This window comes from Rhodovulum steppense (genome assembly GCF_004339675.1).
Classification (GTDB): Bacteria; Pseudomonadota; Alphaproteobacteria; order Rhodobacterales; family Rhodobacteraceae; genus Rhodovulum; species Rhodovulum steppense.
Genome location: NZ_SLVM01000043.1, coordinates 1 through 15,425 on the forward strand (window position 1 = coordinate 1; position 15,425 = coordinate 15,425).

Here is a 15,425-nt window from a genome sequence, read left to right on the forward strand (position 1 = left end):
AGAAATCGTCCTCCGTGCAGATGCGCACGATCTCGGCAACGTCCCCAACCAGAATCTCGCCAAAAACGCGGTTCTCGGCGATCCTCATTCGGTAGCGGCTTTCCTCGTCCGGATGGAGGGGTTCCGGACGATGGGGCGGCTTTCGCGCCCGAGGGGCTCCGGCACCGCTTCGAGGGCCGTCGCGGGCCGCGCGATGGCGCCGAAGGCGCGCATCCAGGGATTGCCCCAGACCGCGTGAAAGCCTGTCTCGACCCCCGCCCTGCGCATCGCGGCGCCCAGATCCAGCCATTGCCCGGCAAGTTCGAATCCCATCCGCTCGACCCAGACGAAGGGATTATCGGGCGCGGCGGGCTTGCGCGTCTCGCGCACGCGCGCCGCGGCGGGTGCAACCGGCGAAAGCCAGGGGTTCCGCGACGACAGGACGGCCTGCCCCAGCCGCAGCGGGTGCAGCGCGCGCGCGGCCGCGGCTACGGGCGGGGCGATGGTGGCCCGCAAGGCGGGCGCCAGCGCCTCATAGATTTCAGCCTGCATCCGCTGCGCGCGCGCGGCTGCAGCATGGGTGGCGGCATCCGCATCCGGGGCCACCTCGTCCAGCGCCTCGAACGCGCAGGGCGCCAGCGACAGCGCGAACCGGTGTGAAGCCCCCCGACCCTCGACCGCCTCGACGTCCATCAGATAAAGCCCCGGGGTAAGTGCCGCTACCGCCTCCAGCGCAGGCAGGCCGTCCACGCGGCCAGCCAGCACAAGCCCCGGCCCCGCCTCGGCATGGCGCAGCACGACCACCCGCTGGCCCGCGGCACGGATCGCATTGGCATCGGGATAAATACGAGCCAGCCAGCCCAGAACCTCGGCAGGTTTGGCGGCGGGATCGTCGGGGCGCAGACAGATCAGCACCGGCGCTGCGATCGAGCGCAGATCGAGCGGGCGGCCCTCGGCCAGCACCGTCGCATTGCGCGCCAGACGGTCGCCCGGCGGCAGCGCGTGCGCGGCCCAGCACGCCTCCTCCCTGGTCAGCAGCGCGGGACCACCGCCCCGGCGCGCGGCCTCGACCACGCGCGGCCCGGCCCGGTCGGCCTCGGCCAGAATTCCGGCCAACGGGCGCAGCCAGCGGCCATGCGGATCGTCAAGGGCCGTCACCAGCGCGTGCGTCGCCCCGTCGAACAGCCCCCCGCCCAGATCGGACAGCATCCCGGCCAGCGCGCCCCCAAGATCCGGCATGCCCGGCGCCAGCGGCACCGCATCCAGCAGCACCGCCCCCGCAGAGCCGGGATGGGCAGCGGCCAGAACCAGCGGCAGCCAGCCGCCCGGCCCCTGCCCCAGCACCAGCGGCGCGGGCGCGCCGGGATGACGGCGGGCAATCTCGGCCACAAAGGCGCCCAGAGCATCGACCACGTCTGCCATGGTCTGACCGGGCACCGGTAGACGGACGAACCCGGCCGCATAGACCGGCAACCCGGCGGCCAACCCCGCACCCGCCGCCCTGGCCAGCCCCTCAGCCCCGCCCGCGCGCGGCGTCACCAGCAGCACCGGTCGCGCGGCCGGATCGGGCGCGGCGGCGGACACCAGCCGGACAAGCCGCGCATTGCAGGGCCGCGCCAGCCCCTTGACCTCCCTCACCGGCTCTTGCGCATGGGGCAGCGCGGGGGGGGCACCCTCCTCCTCGGCGGTGGCCAGAGCGTCGCCACGCTGGCGCAGGATATCGGCGGCCAGCACCGTGCGCTCGGCCGAATCGCGCAGATATTCACGCCAATGCTCGGCCCAGTCGGCCGCCGTCGCATGTCGTCCGCTCATCCGCGCCGCACGCATCACGGTCGCGGTCTGCGTGAATACCCCATGCCAACGTTCACTCTGATCGAGCGCAATCGCGCGGCCATGACCCAGCGCGATCTCGTTCACCCGCCATACGCGGCGGACCAGACCGAACGGGTCGAAGGGGAACAGCCCGCGTTCAGTCATGGGCCATCCCTTCGAAACAGTCGTATCCCTGTCCAGCGCCCGGCACCGTCCCGTTTCTTCCGTTCACCTTGACCTCCCTGCCCTGGCGTGCGGCGCAGCATATCCGCGGATGCGCCGCTTTGCACGCGCGGCGTCGCCCCGTCCGCGTGCCAGGACCATGACCGCATCCAGGAGCCGCCGCAGGGCCCGGACCGGTCAGGCGCGCGACAAATCGAGCGCGCGCAGTTCATCCATCTCGGGGCAGTCGAGCGCATCGAGTCCCTCGGTCACCTCGTGCAGCGTCGCGACCAGGCATTTCAGGCGGCCGATCTCGTCGGCAGTGAACGGCCCCGTGGATCTGGTATGACCCGATATCGTGCGCGATGTGCGCGGCCCCGTCGAAATCGTCACGCCGTTTTGCAGCCCATGCTGGCGCGCCAGCGCCACGACCCCGGCCGGATCGTCCAGAGCGGGGTCGTCCCAGATCAGAACGCCGGTATTCTCGATGCCCCAGCGCACCACCGGATCGGTCAGCATCAGCCCGTTCTCGGAGTAGAAATCGCTCCATTCCTGCGCATAACTCTGATAGAGCAGAAGCGGGCGCGTAAAGCGTATGTGGATGGCGAGTGCGAAGCCCGTATCACAAAGCTGGTCCAGCGCGGTCAACAGTTCCGCAACCTTTCTTACACGGTCCATGGCCCAGGCGACCCCTCGCGCAAAAGTTGAGTGGCTTTTCGATATACCACCTGCTAGGAGGGAGCATTACACGTTCCCTCGCGAGATTTGAACCACAGGACGCGATGCATCCCCGATGAGTCTGATCAAGAGATATGCCGACCGCCTGACCGCGCTTGCCCCCGGGGGGTGCTATGTGGCGCTGCGGGTGGGGTTCTCTTATCCGGCCGAAGAGTTCAACCGCCTGCCTGACCCTTGGGTCGAGCATTACACGGTGAACGGGCTGGTGGTGCATGACCCGGTGATGAAATGGGTCTACGCCAATACAGGGGTGACCTCCTGGGACGGGATCGAGATTGACGACCCGCGCGGCGTGCTGCACGAGGCCCAGCGCCACGGCCTGCGCCACGGCGCGGTGGCCAGCGTGATCTGCGCCGAAGAGAAGGGACGGCGCAGCTATGGCAACTTCGTCCGGCCCGACCGGCCCTTCACCGGCCTCGAAATGCGCGAATTGCTGGCCATCCTGACCCTTCTGCACAAGTCCGGCGCGCCACCGCGCCGATTGACCCGCGCCGAGACCGAGGCGCTGCGGATGCAGGCCAACGGGATGCGGCTAAAGGAAATCTCGGCCGAGCTCGACATCTCGATGAGTGCGGTCAAGGCCCGGCTGGCCAATGCCAAGCGCAAGCTGGGCGCGCAGACCCCCTCGCAGGCCGCCTCGATCGCACGCAGCCGGGGCGTCCTGTAAGTCCTGTAAGTCCTGTAAGTCCTGTAAGTCCTGTAAGTCCCGTGGACAGATATTAAGCGATCTGTCATTTCATAATACAATCTATAGTTGTATTCTCTTTCCCTTTTGCAACAATGGCTTGCCCAAAAGGTGTGAAGGGGCCCCAACACTCAACTTAAAGGTTGGTTAAGCTCTCCGGCTCCGCCCAGATTGACCCCGGGCAAGCACAGGAGAATCCACCATGCTCAACCTGACCTTCACCTTTGCCGACCTGCACCGGCACGGCACCGCCTTCTACGACTTCCTCGCCCTGCGCAAACGTGTCTTCGTCGACCAGTTGGGCTGGGACGTGCCGCATGACGGGCGCGTCGAGATGGATCAGTACGACACGCCGCAGGCGCATTACTCCGTCGTCATGCGGGACGGCCATGTGGTGGGTGGGGCGCGCGCCATGCCGACCACCTCGACCTGGGGGCCGCATACCTACATGCTGCGCGATGCCTTTCAGGGCAAGCTGCCGCATATCCCGCCCCGCATCATGCCCGAGGATATTGCCAGTCCCGGCGTCTGGGAATGCACAAGGCTGGTGATCGACGACAGCCTCGTGACCGCCGCCCACCGGGCCGAATGCCTGAGGCTGATCGTGGACGGCCTGGTCTGCATCGCGCGCGAGCGGGGCGCGACGCAGATGATCTGTCTGTCCTCGCTGGCGCTGATGCGAGCACTTAGGCAATTGGGCTATGACGTACGGCAGATGGGCGAAAGCTACCGCAATGCGGAGGACGGTCGGCATTATGCCGTGCTCGCCATGCCCGCATGTGTGGCACGCGAGGCAGATGCACAGGCCGAGGCCAGGCGGGCCGCCTGACCCGACCAACGCACGGCATCCACACTCTCTGGTCGTCCCCAAGCGGCCGGACGCTGGGGTATTGTGTCCCTTTCTCTGGGCAGACCCGGACCCATCGGGTAAACCGGCCACGCATTTCCATCGCCCGCCAGGGAGCCGCCAATGACCAGACCGCTTTCCGTTGTCCGCCCGAACACCTGGGATTTCCTGCGCGAACCGATGATCGCGCCCACCGGATTTCGCGAGTATGACGCGCGTTGGCGTTATCCACAGGAAATCAACCTGCCCGGGATGACCGCACTCGGCCTCGGCCTCGGCACCCAGATGATGCGCCGCGGCATCCGGCCCGAGATCGCGGTGGGCAACGATTACCGGGACTATTCGCTGGCGATCAAGCAGGCGCTGATACTGGGCCTGGTGCAGGCCGGGATCACCGCGCGCGACATTGGCCCGGCGCTTTCGCCCATGGCCTATTTCAGCCAGTTCCATCTGGACGCGCCCGCTGTTGCGATGGTGACGGCCAGCCACAATCCGAATGGCTGGACCGGCGTCAAGATGGGGTTCGAACGGCCGCTGACCCACGGCCCCGAGGAAATGGCCGAGCTGCGTGATATCGTGCTGGGCGGGCTGGGCGAGGCCCGGCCCGGCGGCGGATGGCAGCGCGAGGATGGCGTGCGCGAGGCTTATATCCATGACCTCGTCGCGGATTTCCGCATGTCGCGCCCGCTGAAAGTGGTCTGCGCCACCGGCAATGGCACCGCCTCCGATTTCGCGCCCGAGATCCTTGAAAGGATCGGCGTCGAGGTGGTGCCGCTGCATTGCGAACTGGATTACACCTTCCCGAATTACAATCCGAACCCCGAGGCCATGGAGATGCTGCACGACATGGCGCGCGCGGTCCGCGAAAGCGGCGCGGACATGGCGCTGGGCTTCGACGGGGATGGCGACCGCTGCGGCGTGGTCGATGACGAGGGCGAGGAGATCTTCGCCGACAAGATGGGCGTGATCCTCGCCCGCGATTACGCCCGGCTCTATCCGGGCGCGAAATTCGTGGTCGACGTGAAATCCACCGGGCTTTATCATAGCGACCCGGAGCTTCAACGGCTCGGCGCGACCACCGAATACTGGAAGACCGGCCACAGCCACATGAAGCGGCGGGTGCATGCCACCGGCGCGCTGGCGGGTTTCGAGAAATCGGGTCATTATTTCCTCGCCGGTCCCGTCGGGCGGGGCTACGATTGCGGGATGCGGGTTGCGGTCGAGATCTGCAAGCTGATGGACCGCAATCCCGGCCGCTCGCTCTCGGACCTGCGCCGTGCATTGCCGCGCACCTTCTCCTCGCCCACCATGTCGCCCTTTTGCGCGGATACCGAGAAATATGCCGTGCTCGACCGGGTGGTCGCGAAATTGCAGGCGTTGCACGCGCGAGGCGGCACACTGGGCGGACGGACGATTTCCGAAATCGTGACAGTCAATGGCGCGCGGGTGATGCTGGAAAACGGCGGCTGGGGCCTGGTGCGCGCCTCGTCGAACACGCCCAACCTGGTGGTGGTCTGCGAAAGCCCTGACAGCGAAGCGGAACTTCGTGCGATCTTCGCCGATCTCGACGCGGTGATCCGCAGCGAACCGGCGGTGGGCGATTACGATCAGAGACTTTGAGCAGATCGGGCAGGGTGTTTCCGTTCATTCAACATACAAAAGGCCTCGCCATTATCGAAAATACTGTCTAAAATGACAGGTGGATTTCCAGAAGCCTTCCGTCGATCAATTCGCAGGGCATGGAAACCGGCAAAGAAACACAAAACGGCAGGAAAACCGAATGGCAAAGGATCTGGACAAACTCTCGCTCGCCGAGCTCAAGCAGCTTCGCAAGGATGTGGATGCGGCCATTGCGTCCTACCACGATCGCGAAAAGGCGAAGGCCCGCGCTGCACTTGAGGAAAAAGCGAAGGAGTTCGGTTTTTCTCTGGATGAAATCGTCGGCAAGAAAACCCGGCGCAGCAAATCGGTCGCGAAGTACCGAAATCCCCAGAACGCCGCAGAAACCTGGAGCGGGCGCGGTCGTCGGCCGAACTGGCTGGAAGAGGCGCTGAAGCAGGGCGCCCAACTCGAGAGCTTCCTGATCCGCTGAAATGCGGCCCCGGGCGCTGCCGGGCGACGGCGCCCGTCTGGCCAATGCCACCGCATCCAGTGTAGACGGGGCGCATTTCCGCTTTCGGCGAGAGGCCCCTCATGACCCGCGTCTTCATCACCGGTACGGCCGGGTTCATCGGCTATCATCTGGCCGATCTGTTGCTGGCCGAGGGGCACGAGGTTCACGGCTTCGACGGCTTCACCGATTACTACGACCTCACGTTGAAACGCCGCCGCCATGAACGATTGCTGCAGCGCCCGGGCTATGTCGCGACCGAGGCGATGCTCGAGGATGAGGCCGCGCTCTCGGCCGCCACCGACGACTTCGCGCCCGAGATCATCGTCCATCTCGCCGCGCAGGCGGGCGTGCGCTACAGCCTCGAAAACCCTCGCGCCTATGTCGACTCGAACCTGCTCGGCACCTTCAACGTGATCGAGGCCGCGCGCCGCCACCGGGTCGCGCATCTGTTGATGGCCTCGACCTCGTCCGTTTATGGCGCCAATACCGAAATGCCCTTTGCCGAAACTCAGAAGGCCGACACGCCGCTCACGATCTATGCCGCAACAAAGAAAGCGACCGAAGCGATGGGACATGCCTATGCCCATCTGCACGACATCCCCACGACGATGTTCCGCTTCTTTACCGTCTATGGCCCATGGGGGCGGCCCGACATGGCGCCGATCAAGTTCGCGCTCAAGATTGCGCGGGGCGAACCGATCGACGTGTACAATCACGGCGAGATGTGGCGCGACTTCACCTATGTCACCGATCTGGTGCGCGGCATCCGGCTGTTGATGGATGCGGAGCCAGTGCGCCCGGCAGATGGCATCGTGCCCGAGGGCGACAGCCTCAGCCCAGTGGCGCCTTTCCGCGTCGTCAATATCGGCAATTCCGAAAGCGTCAAGCTGACCGATTTCATTGACGCGCTTGAGACCGAGTTGGGTCGCCCGGCGATCCGCAACCTCATGGACATGCAGCAAGGCGATGTGCCCGCCACCTGGGCCGACGCCACGCTGCTGCACAGGCTGACCGGCTACCGGCCCGAAACCGGCTTCCGCGAGGGCGTTGCACGTTTCGTGGCCTGGTTCCGCGACTATTACCGGCCGTGAATCCCGTATCGCGCTTGCCCCGGCCCGCGCCGTATGGCTAGGCTGCCAAAGGGGAAAGTGGTGATGCGCCCTCGGAACAGCCGGGGGTTACGCCATTTAAACAAATGGTCTGCAAGATCGGGCTGAGATGATTGCCGTCTTGACCCATATTGCTTTTCGCGACTGGCCGCGCCTTGCAGGCGCGCTTTTTCTGGTACTCTGGCCCGGCTTTGCCCCGGCGGAGATGACAGGCCATCCAGGCGCAGTGCCACTCGCCCGCCAGAACGCCCTCGCCCATGAGGACCGCCCCCGCTCGGTGGTCGAGCTTCAGGTCTTTCGCACACGGCAGGAGGCGCGCGCCGCCGATGGCACGCGGCTTGCCCTGACCGCGCTGAACCCCGGTGCGAATGGCTGGTTCCTGCTTGAGTTGTTTCGCCCCGGCAAGGGGCGCGAAACCTATCACATCGAGAACCCCGCCCCGCTTACCCGCCAGATCGCGCTGACCGGCGGCCCCGACCCCGCGCTTTCGCTGGGCGGCGCGGGGCTCTGCCGCCCCTGGGCCGGGGCGGCGCCCGAGCTTGACAGCGCCCGCGCCACCGGCCTGCCCTTTGCGCCGATCTGCGGCGAGCGGCTCTATCTGCGCAACCCGGTCGCGGGCAGCCGCACCAGCCTGGAGCGTACCGCCGAATTCCTGCGCGAAAGGGTGGCCTTTGGCGAAAGCCTGGTCGGCTTCGTCAAGGGCACGCTCTACAAGGATCGCTATCTCGAAAGCGGGGCGCTGGTGGCCGATGCCGATCCGGGCCGGGCAGCGGCGGCGCTGGGGCGCGCGCGGTTGGCCGATCATCCGGTGATGTATACCACGATGACCTTCGATCTGGTCGGCGCCAGCCCCACGCGGATGGAGATGGGCGCCTGGTACGCGGTGGAGGGGGCGCCCGGCATCTATGCCTCGGCGCTGCAACCGCGGATGATCGACCCCGCCATCCTGCGCGGCGATCAGCGCGCCAATCTGCTGGACCCGGTCGAGGGCAAGGCCGATGTCTATCTGGTAGGCTTCGATCTGTCGCTGTTCGATCTGGGCTACGAGACCGGCACCGAACATCCCCGCCTCGACTGGTCGCCCCGCCCGCCCGAGGTCGCGCGCAACCGCGCGCTGCCCGGCCCCGATGGTGTGGCCCGTCCCGCCCACCTTGTGCCCACGGGCATGCTGTCCCCGGCCGAGGCGCGCCGCATCGCCGCCACCTTCACCGGCGGTTTCAAGCGCGAACATGGCGCCTTTCGCGCGGGGCCGCTGGCCGCCACGAACCACGGCCACCATTACGGCTTTGTCGTCCATGGCACGGTGCTCAGCCGGTTGCAGCCCGGGCTTGCCACGCTCTACGTCCTGACCGATGGAAGGGTGGGGATGCGCACATGGGATAGCGCGGACGCGCCGCCGCTGCGCGAGATCCGCTTTGCCCGCCAGAACGGCGTGGCGCTGGTCGAGCCGGATCCCGACACCGGCCAGCCCCTGCCCGGCGCGATGGTGCGCCAATGGCTGCCGGGCAACTGGTCGGGCTCGGACAAGGCCGAACTCAGGACGCTGCGCGCGGGCGCCTGCCTGCGGCCCGGACCGAACGGCCCCTTCCTGGTCTATGCCTGGTTCTCGACGGCCACGCCCTCGGCCATGGCGCGGGTGTTTCAGGCCTATGGCTGCGATTACGCGATGCTTCTGGACATGAACGCGATGGAACACACCTATATGGCGGCCTATACCGCTGCCCCCGGCGGCGGCATCGCGCTGCACCATCTTGTTGCGGGCATGGCCCAGATCGACGCGCGCCGCACCGATGGCAGCCGCGTGCCGCGCTTTGTCGGATCGGCCGACAATCGCGACTTCTTCTATCTTCTGCGCAAGGAGGATGCGGAATGAAGCGCTTTGCCTTTGCCCTTGCCGCCTGCCTTGGCCTGATCGCCCCCGTCACGGCGCAGACGCTGGACGAACGCAACGCACAGCTTTTCGATGAAATCGCTCAGGCCCGCGGCGTCAGCCCGGCACAGATCGACCGGATCCGGGCGATATTTGCTCGCTCTTCCGTCCTGGGACAGGGCAACCCCGCCATCACCCGCCACCCGATGACCCGCGAGGAATGCCACGCCCGTGCGGGCGGCAATGCGCTGGCGGCCCATGCCGACCGCCGCTTCGAACGGATCTGCGGCGCGCGCTTCATGGCGCCGCTCTACGACCCCGCGACCCAGCGGCCCGAGGATGCGACCGCCTGCATCGACCAGTTCGAGTACCCGAATATCCCCTGCGCCTATCCCGTGGTCTGGGTCAAGGCGAAGGAGGCCGCCGAGATCTGCTCTGCCGAAGGCAAGCGGTTGTGCGACGCGCATGAATGGGAAGGTGCCTGCCAGGGCGCTCTCACCCCACCCGATTACCGCTTCGACCTTGCGCGGGGGCAATCAGCCTCGGCCGCGGTGAACCGGATGCGTGCCGCCCATAACGCGAAACACGAAGCCACCGCCCGCTGGAGCTATGGCCCCGCCTTCCAGACCGGCATCTGCGCCCAGAACAGCGAGAAAAGCCCGACCTGCCCCGGTGGCGGCTGGCGGAACTGCGGGTCGAACACCTATCCGGCGGGCAGCTTCGCAGGCTGCACCAGCCTGCTCAAAGTCTACGACCTGAACGGCAACGCGGCCGAGCACATGAACCTGCCGCTGGCGCCTGACCAGATGGCGAGCGCGGGGAGCACCACGCTGGGCGTGACCGAGATGAAGGGGTCCTGGTTCATCTGGGACAGGTACCGCGCCCATCCCGACTGGTGCCGCTGGCGCGCGCCCTACTGGCATGGCGACCGGGTGATGAGCCCGGCCAGCCACGAGAACTATCACCTGGGATTCCGCTGCTGCAAGACGGTCCGCTAGGGGGCACGGCGCTATCGGTAGAGCGAAGCCATAAGCCGGTCTGGTGCCTCGATCGGGCCTTCACCCGTCAGCATCGCCGCATAGGCCGGGTCGGCCAGCAGCGCCGCCAACGCCACGGCCCGCCCATCGACATGGGCCGTCTGGCTGACCAGACGCACACCATGGCTGTAATCGGCATAGCGCGCGCCATGCACCGTCGACAACGGTTGGATCGGCTGACCATCGGGTCGATGCCAGCCATAGATCGCCACCCGACCGGGCATCTCCCGCAACCGGTTGGTCAGCACCAGATCCTTCTTCTGCCCCGCGGTCAGCAACCCCGCCCGGCCACGGGTCTGGCCCTGAACCGTGCTGTTGTGCTGCCAGAAATAGCGGGTCGAAGTCATCTCGGACCCCGGACTCATCGGCTGCGGGACCAGTCGCACGCCCGCCTGCGCATGGACCGCATCCACCATCCGCGTCGTTGGCAGCAGGAAACCGAAGCGGCCCGCTACAAGCGCCGCCGCGGGCAGGCCCATCGGCACACGCAGGAAGTCGGCATCGCTGCCCAGCGCCAGGTAATCAGGCGTCACGCAGATCGTCACCTCGGACCGCCGCCCGTTCGCCAACCGACCAAGGATCGTCACCGGGGTCAGTTCGCGCAGGAAGCCGGGCATATTGCCCTTGAGCAGTTCGCGTTCGATGAGCGCATCGCGCTCGGCACCCTTGAGCCCGTCCATCGCCCTGGCCAGCGCGCTGCCCGGTGCCGCGCCACGGGGCCGGGCGGGAATCGCCGCGGCCATGGCCGAGATGCAATCCGCGCCGCGCGACGAGGGCTCAGGATGGATCATCGCAGCACCTGCAAGCGAGGCCGTGGCCGAGGGCGCCCGCGCCACGAGATCGTCGGGGCGCAGCCGCGGCCGCGCCGGGGACTCGACAGATGGGGCCGTGTTGGCCTCAAGGGCGGCCGCTGCGAGCCCGGCGGGGCGCGCCCGCGGGCGCAGCGGCGCTGGCGCCGCTGCGGCAATGGACAAACGCTCGGGTCGGGGGGGCGGCACAAGGGTCGGCGCCCTGGCCCGCACCGTTACGGCGATTGCGGATTGTTCCGCGACAATCAGGGGTGCCGGATCGGACAGCAGACCCGCGGCGGGAGTCGCAGGGACCGCCTGCGCGGCGGGGGTCGCGATCTCCGGGGGAGCTGCCTCCACCCCGTCCGAGTCGGATTGCGGCGGGCTGGCAACCCGGCGTTCGGGCGGATCGGGTCGGGCGAAGGGCGTCTCACCACTTAAAAGAAAGGCGCCTGCCGCCAGCGCAAACCCGACCGCAGCGGTCAGTCCCGCCGCACCCGACCAGGGGCGGCGATCAGTCTGGGAAAAGAGGCGGGCATAGGACCGGGCGATCTCTTCCGCCTGGCGGTCGCTGCCCATCCCCCGGGCGGCCTTCTGGCGCTCCTGCGTCATGGACATGACCCTTACCGACACTGCGGCCTCCGGACAAGCTGACCGACGTGCCTTGCCAAATGGTGAACGCACGCCGCGGCAGGTTTCCGCCCATCGCCGCTCCGCAATCAGCCCGTGGGCCGGTTGCGCGGGATCAACTGAGCCTTGCCCTGCGAGCGGGCGACCCCGCCCGGCCTTCGAGACCTCGGCCTTGGTCGAGACGCCGATCACGCCCTTGATCCGCTTGTGCGGAATCTGCGCCGCCGCTGCACGCGTCGGCGCAGTCGGGCGGCATTCGACATGCACGCGCATCGTATCCATATGGCCCGCGCGGTAAAGGTCGATCTGGTAATGGCCGACGAGCCCACCGGTCGTCACCCCAGTTTCCCAATTTGCGAGGGGAACAGGTTCACGCCGCGCAGGATGATCCTGTCATCCGACCGCCCCGTGATCCGCATCGCAATGCGCCCCAGCCCCGGTGAAGAGCCCATAGCCATAGGCCATGAGCCCCACATCGCGTATCCGTACATCACCCGCGCGCCGCGAACGCTCCATCAGGGCGGCCCACAGGCGTCACCTCGCAGGGATCGACGATGCACTTGAAACGCAACAGGTCCGAGGCCCGTCGATGTCGATAAAGGCCGTGCGCCGGACTGCACCCCCGAAGGTCATCACGGCATGGGCACGGGCTGTGGCCTGCCTCGAGAACTGCCGCCCGGTATCGCCATCCTGCGCCGCAGGACGCGAAAGAGTGGAGGTGATGCAGCCGATATGGAATCCATAGGCCAGCATCTCGGGCCTCATATCTGCACTGCCGTTCGCGTAGATCACGAAGCGGTCGATCCCGGCAGCGCGTTGGAAATCCAGCCATTCACAAGATAAGGTGCCACGTTCCGCATGATCGCCAACAATGCGATCCCTGCATCATCCGGGTGCAGTTCCGGCGGGACGACGGCCATCGCGTGCATCTTGAAAGATCCGAAGGCGCCGAGGCGGATCAGAACATAGGGTGACGGATTTGGTCTCGGTGCGGAGCGCTGCGGACTGCGCCTCGATGGCCGCAACGGAACGCCGGACGTGCGGGCTTCGCAAAAGCCGATGGACGGCCTCACCCGATCCCCGTCCGCAGCGCAGCCGCCGCATGTGCCAGCAACGCAATGTCGATGCCCAGCGCGGTGAAGCCGACACCCAGGGCCATGCAGCGCCGGGCGAAAGCGGCGTCCGAGGTCAGGATGCCCGAAGGCACGCCCACCGCCCCAAGCCGCGCGATCGCCCCCTCGATTGCAGCGATCACCTCGGGATGGCTGGACTGGCCCGGATAGCCAAGGCTCGCGGCAAGATCGGCCGGCCCTATGAACACGCCGTCCACACCCTCGACCGTCGCGATCTCCTCCAGCCGATCGAGCCCCGCGCGGGTTTCGACCTGCACGATCAGGCACAGTTCCTGCTCGGCGCAGGCGATGTAATCGGCGATCAGCCCGAAGCGGCTGGCCCGGGTGATGCCTGCCACGCCGCGCACGCCAAGCGGCGGATAACGCATCGCGCGCACCGCAGCCTCGGCCTCTTGCCGCGACTGGACATAGGGCACCATCAGGCTTTGCGCACCCTGGTCGAGATGGCGCTTGATCAGCACCCAGTCATTGATCGCAACCCGCACGACCGCCGAAGCCACAGGATGGGCGGCAATGGCCTGAAGCGCGGGCAGCACGTCGCGCACCTCCATCGGCGCATGCTCGGTATCGACCAGCACCCAGTCAAAGTCGCAACCCGCCAGCAATTCGGCGATCATCGGCTGGGGAATCGCGTTCCAGATACCGATCTGAGGACGCCCCTCGCGCAGCGCCACCTTGAACCGGTTTATGGGATTCTCCATCGCGCTCCCTCCGCCTGACGACAAGAGACCCTGCCCGGTCGCCCGCGTCAAGCGCCGCAGCCGCCCCGGCATAACGCATGAGGTGCCCTTGCCTGGCTGTGCGGAAAAGCTCCCGGCTGCCCCAGGTCAGAACAGGGTGATCCCCGGATCCTGCTTCGGTGCCGGACGCGATGGGCGGCGTTCGGGCGGGGCCTCGGTCGGCGGCAGCATCACCAGACGCGCAGCACCGGTCGTGGGACGAAAATGCAACCGTCGGGCCTGCTGGCCACCCAGGCTTTCGGACACCAGTTCGAACCCCTCGCGCCGCAGATAGGAGCGGGCGAAGATCACGTTCTTCTCGCCGATATCGGTGAAGGACGAACTGACCCTCGCGCCGCCGAAAAGCTTGACCTTGAGCTGGCTGCGCAGCGCCCCGCCCTTGAGCAGATCGTTGATCAGCAGTTCCATCGCCATCGCGCCGTATTTGAGTTCGCTCTTGTTCAACCCGTCATCGCCCGGCAGCAGGAAATGGTTCATCCCGCCGACCCTTGCGACAGGATCGTATATGCAGGCCGATACGCAGGACCCCAGAACGGTCGACAGCACCACATCAGGTTCGCGCGATACGCGGTATTCTCCCTGAATGACGGGCTGGATTCGATGGTTCAGCCAGTCCGCCGGGTCTGGCCTTGGGATCGGGAAAAACGCACTCATGCCGCACTTCTCCGCGCGCAGCTTCGCAGCAGCGCCTGGCCTATGCGGTCGATGGGCAACTGCTCGCGAACCGCGCCCAGTTCGTGGGCCGCGCGCGGCATACCATAGACCAGCGCGCTGGCCTGGTCCTGTCCGATCGTGTGCGCGCCGGCACGGTGCAACGCCAGCATTCCCTCGGCCCCGTCCCGGCCCATGCCGGTCAGGATCGCTGCACTGACCCGCGCCGCAACGGGCACGGCCGAATGGAACAGCGCATCGACCGACGGGCGGTGGCCCGACATCGGCGGCGCCTCGCGCAGTCGGCAATGCGTGCCGTTTCCGCGCGCAATCTCGAGATGGTGCTCCTTGCCAGGGGCCAGCAGAACCGTTCCCGGAACCAGCGGCTGCCGATCCTCGGCCTCGATCACCCGGGCGGGGCTTGCGCGGTCCAGCAGCCGCGCGAGACCTGCGCTGAAAGTACCGCTGGTATGCTGCACGACGAGGGTGGGCGGGCAATCCGCGGGAAAGCCTGACAGCACCCGGATCAGCGCGTCCACCCCGCCGGTTGAGGCGCCGATCACGATCAGCCGCCCTGACTGGAAGGACATCCGTTCGACGATCGGTTCGCGGGGTGTGGCGGCAACCGGGCGGTCGAGCAGTACCTCGAACAGGCAGTGCCGCAGCTCTTCCTGCGAGGCGCCCAGATGCGTCACGCGAAGCCCGCTCGTCCCTGCCCTTGCAGACAGCCGTTCTCCGCTTGTCGGCGTATCCGCAACCAGGACGCAGCGGATGTTGAGAGCGCGGAACATGGTCTGCATCACCTCGAACTCCGGAAGTCGGGCAAGGTTTTCCGCGACAAGGACGGCCTGGGGCGGACGGTTCTCGGCAGCATGATAGGTCTCGCTCAGATCGGCCGCACAGGTGCCCAGCGAGACGCCGCGCATCGTGCCAACCGCAGTTGCGAGTCGGCGCCGCCCCTCATCGTTTCCATCTGCAATCATCACCCGCATCGCCGCGCTCTCTTCTGTTGTCCCGTCCTGCTCCGATGTCCTTCGATCAGAAATCCTGCCAGGGCGCCGTATCGTTTGCGGCGGCCTTTTTCTGGGCCGGGAAGGAAAGGTCCGGTGCGGGTTCTTGGGTCGGGCGGGC

General features: G+C 67.0%; 14 protein-coding genes. 7 read left to right on the plus strand and 7 right to left on the minus strand.

Annotated elements, in window-relative coordinates:
- Window positions 1-84: 84 nt before the first annotated feature.
- Both EV216_RS17450 and EV216_RS17455 read right to left on the minus strand, forming a co-directional pair.
- Window positions 85-1,956, minus strand: a complete 1,872-nt coding sequence (locus EV216_RS17450) for a DUF3141 domain-containing protein (protein ID WP_132697064.1) — start codon at window positions 1,954-1,956, stop codon at window positions 85-87.
- 195 nt (window positions 1,957-2,151) lie between these two features.
- Window positions 2,152-2,631, minus strand: a complete 480-nt coding sequence (locus tag EV216_RS17455) for an autoinducer binding domain-containing protein (protein ID WP_132697066.1) — start codon at window positions 2,629-2,631, stop codon at window positions 2,152-2,154.
- Window positions 2,632-2,746: 115 nt separating this feature from the next.
- Between EV216_RS17455 and EV216_RS17460 the strand changes: the two genes are divergently transcribed.
- The 7 genes from EV216_RS17460 to EV216_RS17490 all read left to right on the plus strand — a co-directional run bounded on the left by EV216_RS17460 (window position 2,747) and on the right by EV216_RS17490 (window position 10,313).
- The gene (locus EV216_RS17460; RefSeq protein ID WP_132697068.1) at window positions 2,747-3,358 is read left to right on the plus strand and encodes a helix-turn-helix transcriptional regulator; all 612 of its coding nucleotides are present in this window, start codon (window positions 2,747-2,749) and stop codon (window positions 3,356-3,358) included.
- A gap of 220 nt (window positions 3,359-3,578) precedes the next feature.
- Window positions 3,579-4,205 (plus strand): acyl-homoserine-lactone synthase, encoded by a 627-nt coding sequence (locus EV216_RS17465; RefSeq protein ID WP_132697070.1) that lies wholly within the window; start codon window positions 3,579-3,581, stop codon window positions 4,203-4,205.
- A gap of 141 nt (window positions 4,206-4,346) precedes the next feature.
- A complete protein-coding gene (locus EV216_RS17470; RefSeq protein ID WP_132697072.1) occupies window positions 4,347-5,843 on the plus strand; it encodes a phosphomannomutase/phosphoglucomutase in 1,497 nt (498 codons plus the stop codon).
- 160 nt (window positions 5,844-6,003) lie between these two features.
- Entirely contained in the window at window positions 6,004-6,315 is a 312-nt protein-coding gene (locus EV216_RS17475) for an H-NS histone family protein (RefSeq protein ID WP_132697074.1), read from the plus strand.
- 101 nt (window positions 6,316-6,416) lie between these two features.
- Window positions 6,417-7,427, plus strand: a complete 1,011-nt coding sequence (locus EV216_RS17480) for an NAD-dependent epimerase/dehydratase family protein (protein ID WP_132697076.1) — start codon at window positions 6,417-6,419, stop codon at window positions 7,425-7,427.
- A 223-nt stretch (window positions 7,428-7,650) separates the two neighbouring features.
- On the plus strand, window positions 7,651-9,318 hold the full coding sequence (locus tag EV216_RS17485) for a hypothetical protein (RefSeq protein ID WP_165899317.1): 1,668 nt from the start codon (window positions 7,651-7,653) through the stop codon (window positions 9,316-9,318).
- The gene (locus EV216_RS17490) at window positions 9,315-10,313 is read left to right on the plus strand and encodes a hypothetical protein (RefSeq protein ID WP_132697080.1); all 999 of its coding nucleotides are present in this window, start codon (window positions 9,315-9,317) and stop codon (window positions 10,311-10,313) included. Before EV216_RS17485 ends, EV216_RS17490 begins: the two co-directional genes overlap by 4 nt.
- Before the next feature lie 11 nt (window positions 10,314-10,324).
- Here EV216_RS17490 and EV216_RS17495 read toward each other — a convergent pair whose 3' ends face one another.
- The 5 genes from EV216_RS17495 to EV216_RS17510 all read right to left on the minus strand — a co-directional run bounded on the left by EV216_RS17495 (window position 10,325) and on the right by EV216_RS17510 (window position 15,286).
- The gene (locus EV216_RS17495) at window positions 10,325-12,109 is read right to left on the minus strand and encodes a hypothetical protein (protein WP_132697082.1); all 1,785 of its coding nucleotides are present in this window, start codon (window positions 12,107-12,109) and stop codon (window positions 10,325-10,327) included.
- A 449-nt stretch (window positions 12,110-12,558) separates the two neighbouring features.
- Complete coding sequence (locus tag EV216_RS18405; protein ID WP_165899318.1) at window positions 12,559-12,699, minus strand: hypothetical protein; 141 nt, start codon at window positions 12,697-12,699, stop codon at window positions 12,559-12,561.
- 140 nt (window positions 12,700-12,839) lie between these two features.
- On the minus strand, window positions 12,840-13,604 hold the full coding sequence (locus EV216_RS17500) for an HpcH/HpaI aldolase family protein (protein WP_132697084.1): 765 nt from the start codon (window positions 13,602-13,604) through the stop codon (window positions 12,840-12,842).
- Window positions 13,605-13,730: 126 nt separating this feature from the next.
- On the minus strand, window positions 13,731-14,297 hold the full coding sequence (locus EV216_RS17505; RefSeq protein WP_132697086.1) for a chemotaxis protein CheD: 567 nt from the start codon (window positions 14,295-14,297) through the stop codon (window positions 13,731-13,733).
- Complete coding sequence (locus EV216_RS17510; RefSeq protein ID WP_132697088.1) at window positions 14,294-15,286, minus strand: CheB methylesterase domain-containing protein; 993 nt, start codon at window positions 15,284-15,286, stop codon at window positions 14,294-14,296. The genes EV216_RS17505 and EV216_RS17510 overlap by 4 nt, the downstream gene beginning before the upstream one ends.
- Window positions 15,287-15,425: the final 139 nt, after the last annotated feature.